Below are 20,155 nucleotides of genomic sequence, written 5' to 3' on the forward strand. Positions count from 1 at the left end.
CGCCAATGCGGCAAGGAGCCCTCGTGCCCACAGTTGAAATGGAACGCCGCCAGGTCGTGGTGATCGGTGCCGGCCCATCAGGTGCCATCGCCGCCGCGCTGCTCAAGCGCAAAGGGCATGATGTATTGATCATCGAGCGCCAGCATTTTCCACGGTTCTCGATCGGCGAAAGCCTGCTGTCCCACTGCATCGATTTCATCGAAGAAGCCGGCATGCTGGACGCTGTGCAGGCCGCCGGTTTCCAACTGAAAACCGGCGCCGCGTTCGCCTGGGGCGAGCGCTACAGCGCGTTCGATTTCAGTGACACCTTCAGCGACGGCAAGCCCACCACCTTCCAGGTGCAACGCGGCGAGTTCGACAAATTGCTGGCCGACCAGGCCGCGCTGCAAGGCGTGGACATCCGCTACGGCGAAACCATCGTCGGCGTGGATTTCAAAGGCGAATGCCGCTACCTGCATGTGCGCCGCGAGAACGGCAGCGAGTATCACCTCAAGGCCAAGTTCGTGCTCGATGCCAGCGGCTACGGCCGCGTGCTGCCACGCCTGCTGGACCTGGAAGCGCCGTCGAATTTCCCGGTGCGCCAAGCGGTGTTTACCCACATCGAGGATCGCATCGAACATCCAGGCTTCGACCGCACCAAAATCCTCGTCACCACCCATCCCACCCAGCGCGATATCTGGTTCTGGACCATTCCCTTCAGCAACGGCCGTTGCTCGGTGGGCGTGGTCGCGGCCAAGGAACATTTCGACGGCCGTGGCGATGACCTCGACGCCTGCCTGCGCGGCTTTATCGCCGAAACCCCAAGCCTGGCCGGCGTGCTGCAAAACGCCGTGTGGGACACGCCGGCGCGCACCATTGGCGGCTATTCGGCGAACGTCACGACCTTGCACGGCCCAGGCTTCGCGCTCTTGGGCAATGCGGCGGAATTCCTCGACCCGGTGTTCTCCTCCGGCGTGACCATCGCCATGCGTTCGGCCAGCATGGCCGCCGGCGTGCTACACCGCCAGTTGAGCGGCGAGGCAGTGGATTGGCAGACCGAATTCGCCGCGCCCCTCAAGCGCGGTGTCGACACCTTCCGCTGCTACGTCGAAGGCTGGTACGCCGGGACGTTCCAGGACGTTATTTTCCATCCGGGCAGTGCCCCGGAGATTCGCCGTATGATCAGCTCGATCCTCGCCGGCTATGCGTGGGACGAGCGCAACCCGTTCGTCAGCGAGCCCAAGCGACGTTTGCGGATGTTGTCGGAAATCTGTGCGAGTGAGCCGGTATGAGCACGCAATACCTGAGCAAAAACTACGTTGAGGAAACCCGCTTCGGCCTGTGGTTCCTGCGCAGCCACACCTGGCAGCACCACGTGCTGCGCGTGGCGATCAACGACCTGCGCGGCCTGTTCAGCGAGCCGCCGCCCCAGGCGCCGGTACTGCTGGACGCCGGTTGCGGCCAGGGCAAGTCGTTCACCCTGCTACAACAAGCATTCGCGCCGGCACGCCTGATCGGCCTGGATGCCGACCCTCACAGTTTGCAGATGAGCCAGGCCGAGGCCGAGCGCCAGGGTTTGAGCGTCGAGCTGATCGGCAGCGATTGCGCCACCCTCGATGTGGCGGACAACAGCGTCGACCTACTGTTCTGCCACCAGACCTTCCACCATCTGGTGGAACAGCAGCGTGCGCTGCAAGAGTTCTATCGCGTGCTCAAACCCGGCGGCTACCTGCTGTTTGCCGAGTCCACCGAAGCCTATATCGACACCTGGGTGATCCGCTGGCTGTTCCGCCACCCCATGCACGTGCAGAAAAGCGCCGAAGGGTATCTGGCGATGCTGCGCGAGCAAGGCTTTGAGTTCGGCCCGCAGAATGTCTCGTACCCGTACCTGTGGTGGAGCCGTTCGAAGGATTTCGGCCTGCTCGAACGCCTGCGCCTGCGCCGACCGAAACCGGTGGGCCAGCGCGAAGAAACCCTGGTCAACTGCGTGGCACGCAAACCCTTGGCGAGCGTCGTACCATGATTCGCGCACTGTTGATCGGCTGCCTGTTGCTGCTCAGCGCCTGCGCCAGCCAGCCACCGCTGCCCGCCACCACCCCGAGCTTGCCGCTGCCGCTGCAACTGCATGTGCAGCGCCTGGCGGATGGCCAGAGCCAGGATTGGCTGCTGGTGGTGCAACGCGAAGGCGGCGCGATTCGCTGGTCGATGATGGATCCGCTGGGCATCCCCCAAGCCCGGCAGAAACTGGTCGATGGCCAGTGGCAGGCCGATGGCTTGCTGCCGCCCAACCCCCAGGCCCGCGAGTTGTTCGCCGCGCTGTTGTTTGCCCTGACGTCGGCCGATGACGTGCGCGCGCTGTACCCCAGCGCCCAGGCACGCGACCTGACCCGCACCCTGCCGGGTCATTGGCAAATCATCTACCAGTCTTCAGAGGTGTTCAGCGTGAACATCGTCGGACAGCCCTTGAGCTACCGCATCACGCCGCTGGGTACCGCACGATGAGCGCGTACTTGAACGCCCTCGGCGTGATCTGCGCCCTTGGCCGTGGCCAGGCTGAGGTCAGCCGCCGCCTGTTCGCCGGTGACTGCTCGGGCATGCGCGCCGAAAGCGGCTGGGTGCCGGAACGCGTGCTGCCAGTGGGCGGCGTGCAGGGCGAGCTGGCGAGTATCCCGCCTGAGCTGGGCCAGCAAAGCAGTCGCAACAATCAACTGTTGCTGGAAGCGGCGCTGCAAATCGAAGAAGAGATCCGCCAGGCGATCCACACCTACGGCGCATCGCGAGTAGGCGTGGTGCTCGGCACCAGCACTTCGGGCATCGACGAAGCCAGTCGCGGCATTGCCGAGTACCTGCGCGACAACCGCTTCCCCGGCACCTATGACTATCAGCAACAGGAACTCAGCGCCCCGGCCAATTTCCTTGCCGACTGGTTGCAACTGAGCGGCCCGGCCTATGTGATTTCCACCGCCTGCACCTCCAGCGCCCGTGCGCTGATGAGTGCCCGACGCCTGCTGGACCTGGACCTGTGCGATGCGGTGATCTGCGGCGGCGTGGACAGCCTGTGCAAGCTGACCCTCAACGGCTTCAGCGCGCTGGAGGCGGTATCCGACACGCGCTGCAACCCGTTTTCGCGCAACCGCGACGGCATCAATATCGGCGAAGCGGCGGTGTTGTTTCTGATGAGCAGGCAACCGGCGCCCATCGCCCTGTTGGGCAGCGGCGCCAGTTGCGATGCGCACCATATCTCCGCGCCGGAGCCGAGCGGCAAAGGCGCGCTCCAGGCGATGCGCAAGGCACTGGCCTGCGCGAAACTGGCGCCGGAGCAGATCGGCTATCTGAACCTGCACGGCACGGCTACCCAACATAACGACGCCATGGAAAGCCTGGCGGTCGCCAGCCTGTTCCCCGACGGCGTGAGCTGCTCATCGACCAAACCCATGAGCGGCCATACCCTGGGTGCCGCTGGGGCGCTGGAAGCGGCGTTCTGCTGGCTGAGCCTGCGCCACGGCCAGGTGCCGCCCCATGTGTGGGACGGCGAGGCCGACCCTGCGCTCCCCGCCTTGCAGTGGGCACGGGTCGGCGAACCCTTGAAAAACACGCGCCTGATGAGCAACTCGTTTGCCTTCGGCGGTAACAACGTCAGCCTGATTATCGGAGAGGCCCCATGATCGATTGGCCACTCGCCGAACTGATCCCCCACGCGGGCGACATGATCCTGATCGACCAGGTGCTGTCGTTCGACGACGAACAGATTCATACCCGCGCCACCGTCAAGCCCGGCGGCCTGTTCAACCGCCCTGACGGCAGCCTGCCGGCCTGGGTCGGTATCGAGCTGATGGCGCAGAGCGTGGCCGCCTATGCCGGCTGCCATGCCCGCCGCAAAGGCGAGCCGGTGGCGCTGGGCTTCCTGCTCGGCACGCGTAAGTTCGAGTGCAACGTCGAGCACTTCCCGGCTGGTGCCGAGCTGAGCATCCACGGCCTGCGCTCCCTGGAAGACGACAATGGCATGGGTGTGTTCGAATGCCACCTGCGCGGCGACGGGTTCCACGCCAGCGCGCGCTTGAACGTATTTCGACCGCCCCAGGCGGCCGCCTATTTAGATGAATCGAAGGACGAAACGCCATGACTGAATCCGTACTGGTCACCGGCTCCAGCCGTGGCATCGGCCGCGCCATTGCCCTGCGCCTGGCCCAGGCGGGCCACGACATTGTGCTGCACTGCCGCAGCGGCCGCGCCGAGGCGGATGCGGTGCAGGTGGAAATCCAGGCCTTGGGCCGTCAGGCGCGGGTGCTGCAATTCGACGTGGCGGATCGCGCCAGCTGCAAGCACATCCTTGAAGCCGATGTGGAGCAACACGGCGCCTATTACGGCGTGGTGCTCAACGCCGGCCTAACCCGCGACGGCGCGTTCCCGGCCTTGTCGGAGGACGATTGGGATGTGGTGATGCGCACCAATCTCGACGGTTTCTACAACGTGCTGCACCCGGTGATGATGCCGATGATCCGTCGTCGCGCGGCCGGGCGCATCGTGTGCATTACCTCGGTATCGGGGCTGATCGGCAACCGCGGGCAGGTCAACTACAGCGCTTCGAAAGCCGGCCTGATCGGCGCGGCCAAGGCCCTGGCCATCGAGCTGGGCAAGCGCAAGATCACGGTCAACTGCGTCGCGCCGGGGTTGATCGACACGGCCATGCTGGACGAGAACGTACCCGTCGAGGAACTGATGAAGATGATCCCGGCACAGCGCATGGGCACCCCGGAAGAAGTCGCCGGGGCGGTGAACTTCCTGATGTCCGCCGAGGCCGGTTACATCACCCGCCAGGTGCTGGCGGTGAATGGGGGCCTGTGCTGATGAAGCGTGTCGTCGTCACCGGCATGGCCGGCGTGACCTCCCTGGGCAGCGACTGGCCGACCATCTCGGCCAACTTCCGCGCCAACCGTAGCGGTATCCGGCGCATGGACGAATGGGACCGTTTCACCGAACTGAACACGCGCTTGGCCGGGCCCATCGACGATTTCGTGGTGCCCTCACACTGGACGCGCAAGCAACTGCGCAGCATGGGCCGCGTCTCGCGCCTGGCGGTGTGGGCTGCGGAGCAGGCGTTGCAGGATGCCGGTTTGCTCGGGGATGAGTCGATCAAGGACGGGCGCATGGGCGTGGCCTGTGGTTCGTCCACCGGCAGCACCGATGAGATCAAAGCCTTTGGCAATATGCTGCTCAACTCGGTGGCCGAGGGGCTGAACGCCAACTCCTATGTGCGCATGATGCCGCACACCACCGCGGCCAATATCAGCATCTTTTTTGGTCTGACCGGGCGCTTGATTCCCACTTCGAGCGCCTGCACCAGTGGCAGCCAGGGCATCGGCTACGCGTACGAGGCCATCAAGTTCGGGCGCCTGCCGTTGATGCTCGCCGGCGGCGCCGAAGAACTGTGCCCCACCGAAGCCATGGTGTTTGACGCGCTCTACGCCACCAGCCTGAAAAACGACGCACCGCAAACCAGCCCACGCCCCTATGACAGCGGCCGCGACGGCCTGGTGATCGGTGAAGGCGGCGGCATGCTGGTGCTGGAAGAACTGGAACATGCGCTGGCGCGCGGTGCGCATATCCATGCGGAAATCGTCGGTTTCGGCAGCAACGCCGACGGCCAGCACACCACCCGCCCGGAACAGAAAACCATGCGCCGCGCCATGGAACTGGCCCTGGAAGACGCCGGCCTGGCCCCCGCCGCGATCGGTTATGTGAACGGCCATGGCACCGCCACCGACCAGGGCGACATCGCCGAGACCCTGGCCACCAGCAGCCTGTTCGGCAGCCGCATGCCTATCAGTTCGCAAAAGAGCTTCCTGGGCCACACCCTGGGCGCGTGCGGCGCGTTGGAGTCGTGGTTCAGCATCGAAATGATGAACCGCGACCAATACGTGCACACCTTCAACCTCGACACCGTCGACCCGCAGTGCGGCGAACTGGACTACCTGCAAGGTGGCTTTCGCCAGATGCACCACGACTACGTGATGAATAACAATTTCGCCTTTGGCGGCGTCAATACGTCGCTGATCTTTCGCCGCTGGTCCTGATTTTTAATCGATTGGAGAAAACGGAATGTCTTCCTTGCTACGCGCCACCTTCATCACGTTGGCCCTGCTGAGCGCCGCCGGTTGCACCAGCAAACCGGTGCTCAACCCTCACAGTGAGCTACCGGCCGGAACGCAGGTCAGCGAAGAAAAAATGAAGCAGGTGATCGTCAACGCCTTGCAGAAACGCGAATGGACTGTGCAACGCCTGAGCCCGCAACTGGTGCAGGCCGAAATCACCGTGCGCGGCCAGTACCACGCTGAAATCGACATCCGCTACACCCGCAGCAGCTACGCCATCACCTACCGCGACAGCCGCGAGCTGGGCTACAAGGACGGCAAGATCCATCGCAACTACAACCGTTGGGTGAACAACCTGGATAACGACATCAAGGCAGGCTTGCGCAGCAATGGTGTGAGTGGCGAGGCAGGGTCAGCGGCGCAGTTGTTTGAGCAGACCGGCACCTCAAAGCAGAACTGAGGCCAAGCACTACCCCCTTCGATGGTCGGCCCATCTTATGTGGTGATAAGCCGAGCATTTTTGCAGCGGCCCCTTTTTCAACCGATGCCGTTCAACTGGCACATGGGATGGGGGCGGCGGCCCAGCCCAGCGCGGGGCAAGCCCGCTCACCACAACAACCGGACTCACCGTAGGAAGCGTCACCTATGTAGTGAGACAACCTCTGTGGTGAGCGAGCTTGCCTCGCGCTGGGGCGCGCAGCGGCCCCTTTTCGGGCGGCTCGACGATTACTGCGTGGCCTTGCGCGTGAGCAATTCCACGAATGCCTTGCCCATTGGCGTTTGTGCGCTCTTGCGTTGCACCAGCCACACTGACGTCACCGCCTCCGGGTCCAGCAAGGTGCGATACACCACGCCATCGATGCGGATGCGCTGATACGACGCCGGCAGTACCGACACGCCTAACCCCGCCGCCACCAACCCGATAATCGTCATGGCCTCACCCGCTTCCTGAGCGAAGCGCGGGCTGAAGCCGGCGTCGCGGGCCAGGTTGAGCAGTTGGGCGTATAAGCCACTACCGTAACTGCGTGGGAAAAACACAAACGGTTCTTCCGCCAATTGCGCCAGGTGCAAACCACGCTCGGAGCCTTGCGCCAGGGGGTGGCCGGCGCTTAACACGGCCACCAGCGGTTCTCGCATCAGCTCGATCACAGCCAACGAATCCGGCAAAGGCAACGGTCGCATCAGCCCGACCTGAATCGACTCATCCACCAGCGACTCGGCCACCTCGGTGCTGCTCATTTCCTGCAGGTTGAGGTGAACCGCCGGGAACGCCTGGCGGAACGCAAAGATGGCTTGGGGAATGCTGGCATTGAACGGCGCCGATGATGTGAAGCCAATCTTCAATTCCCCCAGTTCGCCCAACTGCGCACGCCGCGCCACGTCCGCGGCTTTATCGACTTGGGCCAACACAAGGCGTGCCTCTTGCAGAAACAGGCGCCCGGCCTCGCTCAGCTCGACCCGACGATTGGTACGCTCGAACAACCGCGCCCCCACCTCATGCTCCAATGCCTGAATCTGCTGGCTCAGGGGCGGTTGCGAGATGCCCAGCACCTGCGCGGCGCGGCCGAAGTGCAATTCTTCGGCGACCGCGATGAAGTACCGCAGATGTCGCAATTCCATGCCCACCTCATTAGGTCGTTTAAGCTATCAAACAGGTCGAACAATATATTGGAAAGAATCATTAGCCAGCTATATTCTTTTTTCCATTGCCCGCCTGGCAGGCTTTTGCTCCCCCGAGGTTCCTGTGAAATCTGCTGTTGCGCCACTCGCTCATGATCTTCCACCCACCGCCCTGGATGAGGTGGTGGCTCAACTCAACGACGAGTACATCGAAAAAGGCACACCGCTGTTCATGCGCACGGTGCTCGCGCTGTTCTCCGGCGGCTTCGCCACGTTTGCCCTGCTGTATTGCGTACAACCGATGATGCCGGCGCTGTCCCATGAATTCTCCATCAATGCGGCGCAGAGCAGCCTGGTGCTCTCGGTTTCCACGGCAATGCTGGCGCTGGGGCTGCTGATCACCGGGCCGATTTCCGACACCCTGGGGCGTAAACCGGTGATGGTGGCCGCGTTGTTCTGTGCCGCGTTTGCCACCATCGCCAGCGGCCTGATGCCGTCCTGGGAGGGCATTCTGTTGATGCGCGCGCTGGTGGGGCTGTCGCTCAGTGGCTTGGCGGCCGTGGCCATGACGTATTTGAGCGAAGAGATCCACCCTCAGCACATCGGCCTGGCCATGGGCTTGTATATCGGCGGCAACGCGATCGGGGGCATGAGCGGGCGGTTGATCATCGGCGTGTTAATCGATTTCGTCAGTTGGCACACCGCGATGCTGATCATCGGCGCCCTGGCGCTGATCGCCGCGACGGTGTTCTGGAAAATCCTGCCTGAATCGCGCAATTTCCGCCCCCGTAGTTTGCGGCCGCGCAGCCTGTTGGAAGGCTTCGTCATGCACTTCAAGGATGCCGGCCTGCCATGGTTGTTCCTTGAAGCCTTTCTGCTGATGGGTGCGTTTGTGACGCTGTTCAACTACATCGGCTATCGCTTGCTGGCCGATCCGTACGACCTGAGCCAGGCCGTGGTGGGTCTGCTGTCGCTGGTGTACCTCTCGGGCATCTACAGCTCGGCGAAGATCGGCTCGCTGGCCGACCGCCTCGGACGCCGGCGCGTGCTGTGGGCCACCATCCTGGTGATGCTCGGCGGCATGGCCATGACCCTGCTATCGCCGTTATGGCTGGTGGTGCCGGGCATGTTGGTGTTCACCTTTGGCTTCTTCGGTGCCCACTCGGTGGCCAGCAGTTGGATCGGCCGCCGGGCCACCAAGGCTAAGGGCCAGGCTTCCTCGCTGTACCTGTTCTGCTACTACGCCGGCTCCAGTATCGCCGGCACGGCAGGCGGGTTCTTCTGGCACTTTGCCGGTTGGAATGGCATCGGCGCGTTTATCCTGACCTTGCTGACCGGGGCGTTGCTGGTGGCGTTGAGGCTGGCCAAGTTACCGCCGCTGGCCTCGGCCTGAGGCACCTTCGGCTGCGTAAACGACATCCGCGCCATCACCCGTTTACCGCGACGTTCATGCATCACCACCGCGCCGATATGCAGCACCAGCATCAGCAACAACGCCACGCACGACAGCACATGCACGCGGGTGTAGAGGGCGATGCGCGCCGCGTCGCTCTCAAAAGGCGCAATGGACACCAGGTTAAAGATATTGATCGGGCGGTCCATCATCAGCACACCCGTCGCCAGCACCACGGCCAGCACCAGGTACATCGCCTTGTGCACCAGCAACGCCAGGTACTCCTGCACCGTGCGTTTGCTTGAAAAATCCAGGCCGTGGCTGAAAGAGCAGAACACCCGCAACACGAAGATCGGGATATAGGCGGTGGTCAACGACACATTGAAGAACGCGACCCACGCCTTGACCGACGCCGGCACACCGAACACGGCGACGAAAAAACCGGATAACAATGCCCACAGAATGATGACGGCCGAAATCCAATGCAGGAGTTTCTGGCCGGTTGAATACGCTGAAGTGTTCATCCTGATATCACCTGACAATAAACGCCAATCACTGGCGAGCTGAAGAGTCGGGTAGGATTTTTACCGAGGCAGTTACCGAAGGCTGTAGGAGAAATCCCAACCTCGGCAGCGTACCAAGGCAGGACTTAACAAACGCTGAAGCGCAACGAGCCGCCCTCTGCCAGACAGAGGGCGGCTCGCTTGAGGCGGGATGTTACTGGTGGTATTGCGCGGACAGCTCGTGCACTGCTTGCAGGAAAGCGCCGGCGTGGTCCGGGTTTACCTCCGGGGTGATGCCGTGGCCCAGGTTGAACACATGCCCGGTGCCTTTGCCGTAGCTGGCCAGGATACGGCCGACTTCGGCGCGGATCGCTTCCGGCTTGGCGTACAGCACGGTCGGGTCCATGTTGCCTTGCAGCGCGACCTTATCGCCGACCCGGCGACGGGCGTCGCCGATATCACAGGTCCAATCCAGGCCCAGGGCGTCCGCGCCAGCATCGGCGATGCTTTCCAGCCACAGGCCGCCGTTCTTGGTGAACAGAATCACCGGCACCTTGCGGCCTTCGTGTTCACGGATCAGGCCGCTGACGATTTTGCGCATGTAGGCCAGGGAAAACTCCTGGTAAGCCGCAGCTGACAGGTTGCCGCCCCAGGTATCGAAAATCTGCACCGCTTGCGCACCGGCCATGATCTGGCCGTTCAGGTAAGACGTCACCGACTGGGCCAGCTTGTCCAGCAGCAGGTGCATGGCTTGTGGATTGTCGTAGAGCATGGCCTTGGTCTTGCGGAAGTCTTTCGACGAGCCACCTTCGACCATGTAGGTCGCCAGGGTCCACGGGCTGCCGGAGAAGCCGATCAGCGGCACGCGGCCGTTAAGCTCGCGGCGGATGGTGCTGACCGCGTCCATCACATAGCCCAGGTCTTTGTGCGGATCGGGAATCGGCAGGGCTTCGATGTCGGCCAGGGTGCTGACGACTTTCTTGAAACGCGGGCCTTCGCCGGTTTCGAAGTACAGGCCTTGGCCCATGGCATCGGGGATGGTGAGGATATCGGAGAACAGAATGGCCGCGTCCAGTTGTGGATAGCGGTCCAGCGGCTGCATCGTGACTTCGCAGGCGAACGCCGGGTTCATGCACAGGCTCATGAAGTCGCCGGCGTGGGCGCGGCTGGCGCGGTATTCCGGCAGATAGCGCCCGGCTTGACGCATCATCCATACCGGGGTGACGTCTACGGGCTGCTTGAGCAGGGCACGAAGGAAACGGTCGTTCTTGAGGGCAGTCATGTCGGCATCCGCAAAAAAAGTGCGGGCATTTTCTCAGAGCGCGACACAAAAGGCACGGCAAGAGCGGTGCCTTTTGTCTATCGGGTTGATTTACGACAATATCTGGAACCTATGTGGGAGGGGGCTTGCCCCCGATTGCAGTGTGTCAGCCAATGAATCTGGTGACCGTTCACCGCAGATCAAAGGGGCTGCTTCGCAGCCCGGCGCGGGACAAGCCCGCTCACCACAGCAAGCCCCCTCCCACCTTTTGATCCCATTTCAACCCGGGATCGGGGTCAGACTTGCAGGTAGTCCAGGATGCCTTCGGCGGCATTACGGCCTTCGAAGATCGCCGTCACCACCAGGTCGGACCCACGCACCATGTCGCCACCGGCGAAGATTTTCGGGTTGCTGGTCTGGTGCTTGTACTGGCCTTGTTCCGGGGCGACGACGCGGCCCTGGCTATCGGTCTGGATCTGGAACTGCTCGAACCACGGCGCCGGGCTTGGACGGAAACCGAAGGCGATGACCACGGCGTCAGCCGGGATGATCTCTTCGGAACCCGGAATCGGCTCGGGGCTACGACGGCCACGGGCATCCGGTTCGCCGAGACGGGTCTCGACCACCTTGACGCCCTCGACGCGGTCTTCACCGACGATGGCGATCGGCTGGCGGTTGTAGAGGAATTTCACGCCTTCTTCCTTGGCGTTCTTCACCTCTTTGCGCGATCCCGGCATGTTGGCTTCGTCGCGACGATACGCACAGGTCACCGACTTGGCGCCCTGGCGGATCGAGGTGCGGTTGCAGTCCATCGCCGTGTCGCCACCGCCGAGTACCACGACCTTCTTGCCTTTCATGTCGACGAAGTCTTCCGGCGACTTTTCAAAGCCCAGGTTGCGATTGACGTTGGCGATCAAGAAGTCGAGCGCGTCGTACACACCCGGCAGGTCCTCACCGGCAAAACCGCCCTTCATGTAGGTGTAGGTGCCCATGCCCATGAACACCGCATCGTATTCGGCGAGCAGTTGCTCCATGGTCACGTCTTTGCCGACTTCGGTGTTCAGGCGGAACTCAATGCCCATGCCGGTGAACACTTCGCGCCGGTTGCTCAGTACGGTTTTTTCCAGCTTGAACTCGGGGATGCCGAAGGTCAGCAGGCCGCCGATTTCCGGGTTCTTGTCGAACACCACCGGGGTCACGCCGCCACGCACCAGCACGTCTGCACAACCCAGGCCCGCCGGGCCCGCGCCGATGATCGCCACGCGCTTGCCGGTGGGCTTGACCTTGGACATGTCCGGGCGCCAGCCCATGGCAAAGGCGGTGTCGGTGATGTACTTCTCCACCGAGCCGATGGTCACCGCGCCGAAACCGTCGTTAAGGGTGCAGGCACCCTCGCACAGACGATCCTGTGGGCACACCCGGCCGCACACTTCCGGCAAGGTGTTGGTCTGGTGCGACAGTTCGGCGGCAGCGAGGATGTTGCCCTCGGCCACCAACTTCAGCCAGTTGGGAATGAAGTTGTGCACCGGGCACTTCCATTCGCAATACGGGTTACCGCAGCCCAGGCAACGGTGGGCCTGTTCGGCCGAGTGCTGGGGTTTGAAGGGTTCGTAGATTTCCACGAACTCTTTCTTGCGTTGACGCAACAGTTTCTTCTTCGGATCTTTGCGCCCGACATCGATGAACTGGAAGTCGTTATTCAGACGTTCAGCCATGTTAAAACCTCATCAAACTCTTCAGGCGCATATCACTGCGGGTTGGCACGGATGCTGGAAAGCAACGATTTCAGGTTGGCAGCCTTGGGCTTGACCAGCCAGAAACGACGCAGGTAATCATCGAGATTCTCGGCGAGGTTGCGACCCCATTCGCTGCCGGTTTCCTCGACGTACTCGTCCAGCACGTGCTGCAAGTGGTTCCGGTAGGATTCCATGGCTTCGCCGCTGATCCGCTGGATCTCGACCAACTCGTGGTTGACCTTGTCGACGAAGGTGTTGTCCTGATCCAGCACGTAGGCGAAACCGCCGGTCATGCCCGAACCAAAGTTGTAACCGGTCTTGCCCAGTACCGCGACAAAGCCCCCGGTCATGTACTCGCAGCAGTGATCGCCAGTACCTTCCACCACCGTGTGGGCACCGGAGTTACGCACGGCAAAACGCTCACCGGCCGTACCGGCGGCGAACAGCTTGCCGCCCGTGGCGCCGTACAAGCAGGTGTTGCCGATGATGGCACTGTCCTGGGTCTTGTAGATGCTGCCCTTAGGCGGAACGATGACCAGCTTGCCGCCGGTCATGCCCTTACCCACGTAGTCGTTGGCATCGCCTTCCAGGTACATATGCAGGCCGCCGGCGTTCCACACGCCGAAGCTTTGGCCCGCCGTACCCTTGAAACGGAAGGTGATCGGCGCTTTCGCCATACCCTGGTTGCCGTGCTTGCGCGCGATTTCGCCGGAGATGCGCGCGCCGATGGAACGGTCGCAGTTGCAGATATCCAAGGCGAATTCGCCACCGCTGGCGTCGTTGATCGACGATGCGGCCATCTCCACCATTTTCTCGGCCAGCAGGCCCTTGTCGAACGGCGGGTTGCGGTCGACGCCGCAGAACTGCGGTTTGTCGGCCGGGATGTGATCGCTGCCCAACAGCGGCGTGAGGTCCAGGTGCTGTTGCTTAGCGGTCTGGCCTTCAAGCACGTCCAGCAGATCGGTACGGCCAATCAGTTCTTCCAGCGAACGCACGCCCAGCTTGGCCAGCCACTCACGGGTCTCTTCGGCAACGTAGGTGAAGAAGTTCACCACCATGTCGACGGTGCCGATGTAGTGATCCTTGCGCAGCTTCTCGTTCTGAGTGGCGACGCCGGTGGCGCAGTTGTTCAGGTGGCAGATACGCAGGTATTTGCAGCCCAGGGCGATCATCGGCGCGGTGCCGAAGCCGAAGCTCTCGGCGCCGAGGATTGCCGCCTTGATCACGTCCAGGCCGGTTTTCAGGCCGCCGTCGGTTTGCACACGGACCTTACCGCGCAGGTCGTTGCCGCGCAGGGTCTGGTGGGTTTCGGCCAGGCCTAGTTCCCACGGCGCGCCGGCGTACTTGATGGAGGTCAGCGGCGATGCGCCGGTGCCGCCGTCGTAGCCGGAGATGGTGATCAGGTCGGCATAGGCTTTGGCCACACCGGCGGCGATGGTGCCCACGCCGGCTTCCGCCACCAGTTTCACCGAGACCAGCGCCTGCGGGTTGACTTGTTTGAGGTCGAAAATCAGCTGCGACAAATCCTCGATCGAGTAGATGTCGTGGTGCGGCGGCGGCGAAATCAGGGTTACGCCAGGCACCGCATAACGCAGCTTAGCGATCAGACCGTTGACCTTACCGCCCGGCAACTGGCCGCCCTCACCGGGCTTGGCGCCCTGGGCGACTTTGATCTGCAGCACTTCGGCGTTGACCAGGTATTCCGGGGTCACACCGAAACGGCCAGTGGCGACCTGCTTGATTTTCGAGCTCTTGATGGTGCCGTAGCGTGCCGGGTCTTCGCCGCCTTCGCCGGAGTTGGAACGCGCACCCAGGCGGTTCATGGCTTCGGCCAGGGCTTCGTGGGCTTCGGGCGACAAGGCGCCGAGGGAAATACCCGCAGAGTCGAAGCGCTTGAGGATCGACTCCAGCGGTTCGACCTCGCTGATGTCCATCGGCGTGTCCAGGGTCTTGACCTTGAGCAAGTCGCGGATCATCGACACCGGGCGGTTATCCACCAGGCTCGTGTATTCCTTGAATTTGGCGTAGTCGCCCTGTTGCACAGCGGCTTGCAGGGTGCTGACCACATCCGGGTTGTAGGCGTGGTATTCGCCACCGTGTACGAACTTGAGCAGGCCGCCTTGCTGGATCGGCTTGCGTGCGCTCCAGGCTTCGGCCGCCAGGGCTTTCTGCTCGGCTTCGATGTCGACGAAACGCGCGCCCTTGATGCGGCTCGGCACGCCACGGAAGCTCAGTTCGCAGACTTCTTCGGACAGGCCGATGGCCTCGAACAGTTGCGCACCGCGATAAGAGGTCACGGTGGAGATGCCCATCTTCGACAGGATCTTCAGCAAGCCCTTGGTGATGCCCTTGCGGTAGTTCTTGAACACCTCATAGAGGTCGCCCAGTACTTCACCGGTACGGATCAGGTCACCTAGCACTTCGTAGGCCAGGAACGGGTACACCGCCGAGGCGCCGAAGCCGATCAACACCGCAAAATGATGCGGGTCGCGAGCGGTGGCGGTTTCCACAAGAATGTTGGAGTCGCAACGCAGGCCTTTTTCGGTCAGACGGTGGTGCACCGCACCGGTGGCCAGCGAAGCATGGATCGGCAACTTGCCCGGGGCGATATGGCGGTCGGTCAGCACGATCTGGGTACGACCGGCGCGCACGGCTTCTTCAGCCTGGTCGGCGACATTGCGCACGGCGGCTTCGAGGCCGAGGCTCTCGTCGTAGTTCAGGTCGATGATCTGGCGGTCGAAGCCTGGGCGATCCAGGGTCATCAGCGAGCGCCACTTCGCCGGGGAAATGACCGGCGAGCTGAGGATCACGCGAGAGGCGTGCTCAGGCGACTCCTGGAAGATGTTGCGCTCGGCACCGAGGCACACTTCCAGGGACATCACGATGGCTTCACGCAGCGGGTCGATCGGTGGGTTGGTCACCTGGGCGAACTGCTGGCGGAAATAGTCGTACGGCGTGCGCACGCGCTGGGACAGCACGGCCATCGGCGTGTCGTCGCCCATGGAGCCGACCGCCTCGTAGCCTTGCTCACCGAGCGGACGCAGCACCTGGTCGCGCTCTTCGAACGTGACCTGGTACATCTTCATGTACTGCTTGAGCTGGTCGATGTCGTAGAAGGCCGAACCGTGGTCGTTGTCTTCCATGGTCGCCTGGATGCGCAGGGCGTTCTTGCGCAGCCATTGCTTGTACGGATGCCGAGACTTCAAGCGGTTGTCGATAGCGTCGGTGTCGAGGATCTGCCCGGTTTCGGTGTCCACGGCCAGGATCTGGCCAGGGCCTACGCGGCCTTTGGCGATCACGTCTTCAGGCTTGTAGTCCCATACGCCGATCTCCGACGCCAGGGTAATAAAACCGTTGGTGGTGGTGACCCAACGCGCCGGGCGCAGACCGTTACGGTCGAGCAGGCACACCGCATAGCGACCGTCGGTCATCACCACGCCGGCCGGGCCGTCCCACGGTTCCATGTGCATCGAGTTGTACTCGTAGAATGCACGCAGATCCGGGTCCATGGTCTCGACGTTCTGCCACGCAGGCGGAATGATCATGCGTACGCCACGGAACAGGTCGATGCCGCCGGTGACCATCAGTTCGAGCATGTTGTCCATGCTGGAGGAGTCGGAACCCACGCGGTTGACCAGCGGGCCGAGTTCTTCCAGGTCCATCAGGTCGTTGGCGAACTTGGTGCGACGGGCCACGGCCCAGTTGCGGTTGCCGGTAATGGTGTTGATCTCGCCGTTGTGGGCGAGAAAGCGGAATGGCTGGGCCAGCGGCCATTTCGGCAGGGTGTTGGTGGAGAAGCGCTGGTGGAACACGCAGATCGCGGTTTGCAGGCGCTCATCGCTCAGGTCCGGATAGAAGGCGGTGAGGTCCGCCGGCATCATCAGGCCTTTATAAATGATGGTCTTGTGGGAAAAGCTGCAGATGTAGTGGTCAGTGTCGGCAGCATTGGCCACGGACGAGCGACGACGGGAAGTGAACAGCTTGATCGCCATGTCCTGGTCGCTCAGGCCATCGCCGGCGATGAACACCTGTTCGATCTGCGGCAGACGCTCCAGGGCCAGACGGCCGAGTACGCTGGTATCGATCGGCACTTTGCGCCAGCCGACCAGTTGCAGACCGGCGGCGACGATTTCGCGGTTCATGTTTTCGCGAGCGGCTTCGGCTTTGACCGGGTCCTGGTTGAAGAACACCATGCCCACCGCATATTGCTTGGGCAGGTCGATCGCGAAATGCTCTTTGGCGACAGCGCGCAGGAACTGGTCGGGCTTTTGAATCAGCAAGCCACAACCGTCACCGGTCTTGCCGTCGGCGTTGATCCCACCACGGTGGGTCATGCAGGTCAGGGCCTCGATGGCCGTTTGCAGAAGGGTATGACTGGGCTCGCCCTGCATATGGGCTATCAGGCCGAATCCGCAGTTATCCTTGAATTCATCGGGTTGGTACAGACCTGCTTTCATAGACACTTTCTCACCAGGCTGCCTCTTATACCGAGGCAAATTTCTTTTCAATTCAACCGGTTACCTTCCACGCCGAACGTACGCCGGCTTAGCGGGGGCAAAAGGGAGGTCATTGTACACACCGACACAGACGCTCACAAATTTAGCGACGAAATGTCGCAAATCTATGTCGCATTTATGAAAGGTTTAAAGCGATATGCTGTGCTAGTCAAAACTTTTTTAATTCTGACCGCTACGACTCAAAAGCTACTGTGACGCAGACACCACAAAGCGCGCGGTCCCTAGAGACTGCACGCCATGCGATTTTTTTTTGAGGTGCCGGGAGGGCGGCCTGGGTAAGGCCGCCGGATCTTCAGCGAGTTGCTGCCAGTTCTTGTTGAACGCTGGCAACAGTGCGAGGCCAAGGTTTACCAGCCTGAACCTTCGCTGGCAAGGCTTTGATGGCAGAATCAGCTGCCGCACGGCTGGAGAAGTTGCCGTAGGTGATCACATAGAGAGGCTTGCCGTTGAGCACTTTCTTGAAATAACGGTACTCGCCGCCCTGCTCTTTGACGAACGCCTGGGCATTGGCTTCGGAGCTGGTGCCGAGGATCTGTACCACGAAATTGCCGCTCGGCTGGCTGGCGTACCAGCTGCTGCCGGCGGTGCCGGCCTTGGCCACGGTAGCGGCCGGCTTTTCAGCAGGCTTGGTCACTGGCGCCGGTTTGGCAGCTGGTGCTGGAGTGGGCACTGCGACCGCAGGCTTGGTGACCGGTGCAGGTTTGGCGGTAGCGACAGTCGGCGCTGGGTTCGCCGCAGGCTGACCCGCAGGCACGCCTGCAGGCGGTGCGGTGGTGGTCACGGTCGGCGGCGTGGCGCTGGAGCCTTCCACCGGCACGCCGTCGTCGCCTTCGGAAATGCCGCCGGCCTCTTCGGCGAGCGGGCCACGCATCACCGGCTGGCCCACCATCGGCAGATTGGTCGGCTGACCAGAGTTGGCGAACTCCACATTCGGCGTTGGCTTGCCCAGCGGCAATTGCGCCTGCTCGGCAGGCGTGCCGGCAGTAGTAGGTGCCTTGCTGCGACCCGGGATCAACCAGGCGGCGGCAACGGCGACCACGACCACTGCGGAAATGGCCAGTACGTGCTTCTTCGGCATAGTGAACCCCATCTTTGGACGCTTGACCGCAGAGCGGCTGGCAATCATGGCTTCGATCATGGCATCGCGGGCAACCTGGTTGATGTTGCCAGGCCAGCCGCCTGCGCTTTCGTGAATATCAGAGATCTGCGCAGCGGAGAAAAGTTCGATGCCGGCCCCCGCGCCTTCGAGGCGCTGAGCCAGGTATTCGCGGGTCTCTTCTTCTTCGTAGGGCTGCAATTCGATAACGTGGAACAGCTCCTGATCGCCGCTGATCTGCTCAAGATCGGCGATCAACGAAGACTCACCAAACAGGAACACATGAGGGCGACCCTCCGGCGTGCCCGCGGCCAGCGCCAGCAGGGCTTCCAGCGCCGACTCGTCGAGCTGCTCGGCATCGTCCACCAGCAGATAGACTTCCTGGCCGGTCAGACCCAACTGCACCACCTGCTTGAGGATTGCGCTCGGCTCGGCAGTGGACACGTCCAGCGCCTGGGCTACCTGGCTCAGAACACCGGCCGCATCGGTGGCACCACGGGCCGACACCACCACGCTCTGCACCGATTGCTTATTGGTACTGGCTACCAGAGCCTGGCGCAGCAAGGTCTTGCCGCTGCCCAAGGGACCGGTCACTACCAGCAGCAGTTGGCTATAGCGCGCGAGATGGTGAAGCTGTCCCAGCACCGGCTTGCGCTGGGCCGGGAAAAATTTGAAACCAGGCACCCGTGGAGCGAAAGGGTCGTGGCTTAACTGGTAATGGCCGAGGAACGCCTCGTCGGCATGCAAACTAGTCATGAGAATCTTATTAACCTTTAAGCTGGGCCAGGGCGCGGTAATCCGCTCCCAGCGTGGCCTGTAAAATCTCTTTCGGATAATCGTCGGTCACTACGGCTTCGCCCATGCGGCGCAGCAGCACCAGTCGCAGTCGACCGTCGATCACTTTCTTGTCTATCGCCATATGTTCGAGGAAGTCCGCCTCGGTCATCTCCTGCGGCGGAATGACCGGCAAACCAGCACGCTGGAACAGGCGGATACCGCGATCGCGCTCGTCGGCGCTGATCCAGCCCAGGCGGTGTGACATTTCCATGGCCATCACCGTGCCAGCCGCCACCGCCTCGCCATGCAACCACACACCATAGCCCATGTGGGTTTCGATCGCATGCCCAAAGGTGTGGCCCAGGTTCAGGGTGGCCCGTACGCCGGATTCGCGTTCGTCGGCGTTCACCACCAGCGCCTTGGCCGCGCAGGAGCGAGAAATCGCTTCGGTGAGCGCTACCTGATCGAGACCGCGCAAGGCGTCCATGTGCTCTTCCAGCCAAGTCAGGAAGGGCTCATCGCAGATCAGCCCGTACTTGATGACTTCCGCCAGACCCGCCGACAACTCACGCGGTGGCAGGGTGTTGAGGGTGGCGGTGTCGATCAGCACAGCATTGGGCTGATAGAACGCGCCGACCATGTTCTTGCCCAGCGGATGGTTGATGCCGGTCTTGCCGCCCACCGACGAATCGACCTGGGACAACAGGGTGGTTGGCACCTGGATAAAGTCCACGCCGCGCTGGTAGCAGGCGGCGGCAAAACCGGCCATATCGCCGATCACGCCACCGCCGAGGGCGACCACCGTGGTACGCCGGTCATGGCGCGCCGTCAGCAGGCCATCGAAGATCAGTTGCAGGGTTTGCCAGTTCTTGTGGGCTTCGCCGTCGGGCAGCACCACGGAAATCACTGAGTAGGCCGCCAGACTGCGGCTCAGACGCTCAAGATACAGCGGCGCGACTGTTTCGTTGGAGATGATCGCCACTTGCCGCCCGGCAATATGCGGCGCGAGCAACTCGGGCTGGTCCAACAGACCCTCGCCAATGTGGATCGGGTAGCTGCGCTCGCCTAGATCGACCTTAAGTGTCTGCATGTGTCCCCGCGTGAGAGATGAATTGACGACCGGTAACGTCGAGGTCCGACGCTGCCTGATGGCTCTACGCCACACCGCTCAGGGTGATGGC

General features: G+C 62.4%; 15 protein-coding genes and 1 pseudogene. 9 read left to right on the forward strand and 7 right to left on the reverse strand.

Features of this window, described 5'->3' with window-relative positions; translation table 11 throughout:
- The first annotated feature begins 23 nt into the window (after positions 1–23).
- The 8 genes from ABX75_RS02950 to ABX75_RS02985 are packed head-to-tail and all read left to right on the forward strand — an operon-like array spanning position 24 to position 6,531.
- Complete coding sequence (locus ABX75_RS02950; protein ID WP_080758668.1) at positions 24–1,271, forward strand: NAD(P)/FAD-dependent oxidoreductase; 1,248 nt, start codon at positions 24–26, stop codon at positions 1,269–1,271.
- Complete coding sequence (locus ABX75_RS02955; protein ID WP_047881437.1) at positions 1,268–2,002, forward strand: class I SAM-dependent methyltransferase; 735 nt, start codon at positions 1,268–1,270, stop codon at positions 2,000–2,002. The genes ABX75_RS02950 and ABX75_RS02955 overlap by 4 nt, the downstream gene beginning before the upstream one ends.
- Positions 1,999–2,481 carry a hypothetical protein gene (locus ABX75_RS02960; protein WP_034095523.1) on the forward strand — a complete coding sequence of 161 codons (483 nt, stop codon included), beginning with the start codon at positions 1,999–2,001 and terminating at the stop codon, positions 2,479–2,481. Before ABX75_RS02955 ends, ABX75_RS02960 begins: the two co-directional genes overlap by 4 nt.
- On the forward strand, positions 2,478–3,644 hold the full coding sequence (locus ABX75_RS02965; RefSeq protein WP_034095522.1) for a beta-ketoacyl-[acyl-carrier-protein] synthase family protein: 1,167 nt from the start codon (positions 2,478–2,480) through the stop codon (positions 3,642–3,644). The genes ABX75_RS02960 and ABX75_RS02965 overlap by 4 nt, the downstream gene beginning before the upstream one ends.
- A complete protein-coding gene (locus tag ABX75_RS02970; RefSeq protein WP_034111448.1) occupies positions 3,641–4,102 on the forward strand; it encodes a hotdog family protein in 462 nt (153 codons plus the stop codon). Before ABX75_RS02965 ends, ABX75_RS02970 begins: the two co-directional genes overlap by 4 nt.
- Positions 4,099–4,827, forward strand: coding sequence for a 3-oxoacyl-ACP reductase FabG (gene fabG, locus ABX75_RS02975; RefSeq protein ID WP_034095520.1), 729 nt, complete (start codon positions 4,099–4,101; stop codon positions 4,825–4,827). Before ABX75_RS02970 ends, fabG begins: the two co-directional genes overlap by 4 nt.
- Positions 4,827–6,053, forward strand: coding sequence for a beta-ketoacyl-ACP synthase (locus ABX75_RS02980; RefSeq protein ID WP_034095712.1), 1,227 nt, complete (start codon positions 4,827–4,829; stop codon positions 6,051–6,053). The genes fabG and ABX75_RS02980 overlap by 1 nt, the downstream gene beginning before the upstream one ends.
- Positions 6,054–6,078: 25 nt before the next feature.
- Entirely contained in the window at positions 6,079–6,531 is a 453-nt protein-coding gene (locus ABX75_RS02985; protein WP_034095519.1) for a hypothetical protein, read from the forward strand.
- A 266-nt stretch (positions 6,532–6,797) separates the two neighbouring features.
- Here ABX75_RS02985 and ABX75_RS02990 read toward each other — a convergent pair whose 3' ends face one another.
- Positions 6,798–7,691 carry a LysR family transcriptional regulator gene (locus ABX75_RS02990; RefSeq protein ID WP_034095518.1) on the reverse strand — a complete coding sequence of 298 codons (894 nt, stop codon included), beginning with the start codon at positions 7,689–7,691 and terminating at the stop codon, positions 6,798–6,800.
- Positions 7,692–7,863: 172 nt separating this feature from the next.
- Here ABX75_RS02990 and ABX75_RS02995 point away from each other — a divergent pair, with 172 nt between their 5' ends.
- Entirely contained in the window at positions 7,864–9,084 is a 1,221-nt protein-coding gene (locus ABX75_RS02995) for an MFS transporter (protein ID WP_258535406.1), read from the forward strand.
- Between the two features lie 35 nt (positions 9,085–9,119).
- Here the strand turns inward: ABX75_RS02995 and ABX75_RS28185 are convergent.
- From ABX75_RS28185 to aroB, 6 genes and pseudogenes are all read right to left on the reverse strand, one after another.
- Positions 9,120–9,608 (reverse strand): annotated as a pseudogene (locus tag ABX75_RS28185) (cytochrome b/b6 domain-containing protein); the annotation flags it as partial.
- Positions 9,609–9,801: 193 nt separating this feature from the next.
- Entirely contained in the window at positions 9,802–10,869 is a 1,068-nt protein-coding gene (gene hemE / locus ABX75_RS03010) for a uroporphyrinogen decarboxylase (protein ID WP_034095516.1), read from the reverse strand.
- Between the two features lie 275 nt (positions 10,870–11,144).
- Positions 11,145–12,563, reverse strand: a complete 1,419-nt coding sequence (locus ABX75_RS03015) for an FAD-dependent oxidoreductase (protein ID WP_034095515.1) — start codon at positions 12,561–12,563, stop codon at positions 11,145–11,147.
- A gap of 32 nt (positions 12,564–12,595) precedes the next feature.
- Entirely contained in the window at positions 12,596–17,041 is a 4,446-nt protein-coding gene (gene gltB / locus ABX75_RS03020) for a glutamate synthase large subunit (protein ID WP_040265781.1), read from the reverse strand.
- Between the two features lie 352 nt (positions 17,042–17,393).
- A complete protein-coding gene (locus ABX75_RS03030) occupies positions 17,394–18,953 on the reverse strand; it encodes an SPOR domain-containing protein (RefSeq protein ID WP_047881440.1) in 1,560 nt (519 codons plus the stop codon).
- A 10-nt stretch (positions 18,954–18,963) separates the two neighbouring features.
- Positions 18,964–20,064 carry a 3-dehydroquinate synthase gene (gene aroB / locus ABX75_RS03035; RefSeq protein ID WP_034095512.1) on the reverse strand — a complete coding sequence of 367 codons (1,101 nt, stop codon included), beginning with the start codon at positions 20,062–20,064 and terminating at the stop codon, positions 18,964–18,966.
- Positions 20,065–20,155 lie beyond the last annotated feature (91 nt).

The sequence above is a fragment of the Pseudomonas sp. ARP3 genome (genome assembly GCF_001029595.1).
Lineage (GTDB): Bacteria > Pseudomonadota > Gammaproteobacteria > Pseudomonadales > Pseudomonadaceae > Aquipseudomonas > Aquipseudomonas rhodesiae.

Excerpts from the sequence above, each read along its gene's own strand:
- hemE (WP_034095516.1), bottom strand. The coding sequence starts at position 10,869 with ATGACTGCCCTCAAGAACGACCGTTTCCTTCGTGCCCTGCTCAAGCAG.
- ABX75_RS02990 (WP_034095518.1), bottom strand. The coding sequence starts at position 7,691 with ATGGAATTGCGACATCTGCGGTACTTCATCGCGGTCGCCGAAGAATTG.
- ABX75_RS02985 (WP_034095519.1), top strand. The coding sequence starts at position 6,079 with ATGTCTTCCTTGCTACGCGCCACCTTCATCACGTTGGCCCTGCTGAGC.
- aroB (WP_034095512.1), bottom strand. The coding sequence starts at position 20,064 with ATGCAGACACTTAAGGTCGATCTAGGCGAGCGCAGCTACCCGATCCAC.
- ABX75_RS02980 (WP_034095712.1), top strand. The coding sequence starts at position 4,827 with ATGAAGCGTGTCGTCGTCACCGGCATGGCCGGCGTGACCTCCCTGGGC.
- ABX75_RS02965 (WP_034095522.1), top strand. The coding sequence starts at position 2,478 with ATGAGCGCGTACTTGAACGCCCTCGGCGTGATCTGCGCCCTTGGCCGT.
- ABX75_RS03030 (WP_047881440.1), bottom strand. The coding sequence starts at position 18,953 with ATGACTAGTTTGCATGCCGACGAGGCGTTCCTCGGCCATTACCAGTTA.
- fabG (WP_034095520.1), top strand. The coding sequence starts at position 4,099 with ATGACTGAATCCGTACTGGTCACCGGCTCCAGCCGTGGCATCGGCCGC.
- ABX75_RS02960 (WP_034095523.1), top strand. The coding sequence starts at position 1,999 with ATGATTCGCGCACTGTTGATCGGCTGCCTGTTGCTGCTCAGCGCCTGC.
- gltB (WP_040265781.1), bottom strand. The coding sequence starts at position 17,041 with ATGAAAGCAGGTCTGTACCAACCCGATGAATTCAAGGATAACTGCGGA.
- ABX75_RS02955 (WP_047881437.1), top strand. The coding sequence starts at position 1,268 with ATGAGCACGCAATACCTGAGCAAAAACTACGTTGAGGAAACCCGCTTC.
- ABX75_RS02970 (WP_034111448.1), top strand. The coding sequence starts at position 3,641 with ATGATCGATTGGCCACTCGCCGAACTGATCCCCCACGCGGGCGACATG.
- ABX75_RS03015 (WP_034095515.1), bottom strand. The coding sequence starts at position 12,563 with ATGGCTGAACGTCTGAATAACGACTTCCAGTTCATCGATGTCGGGCGC.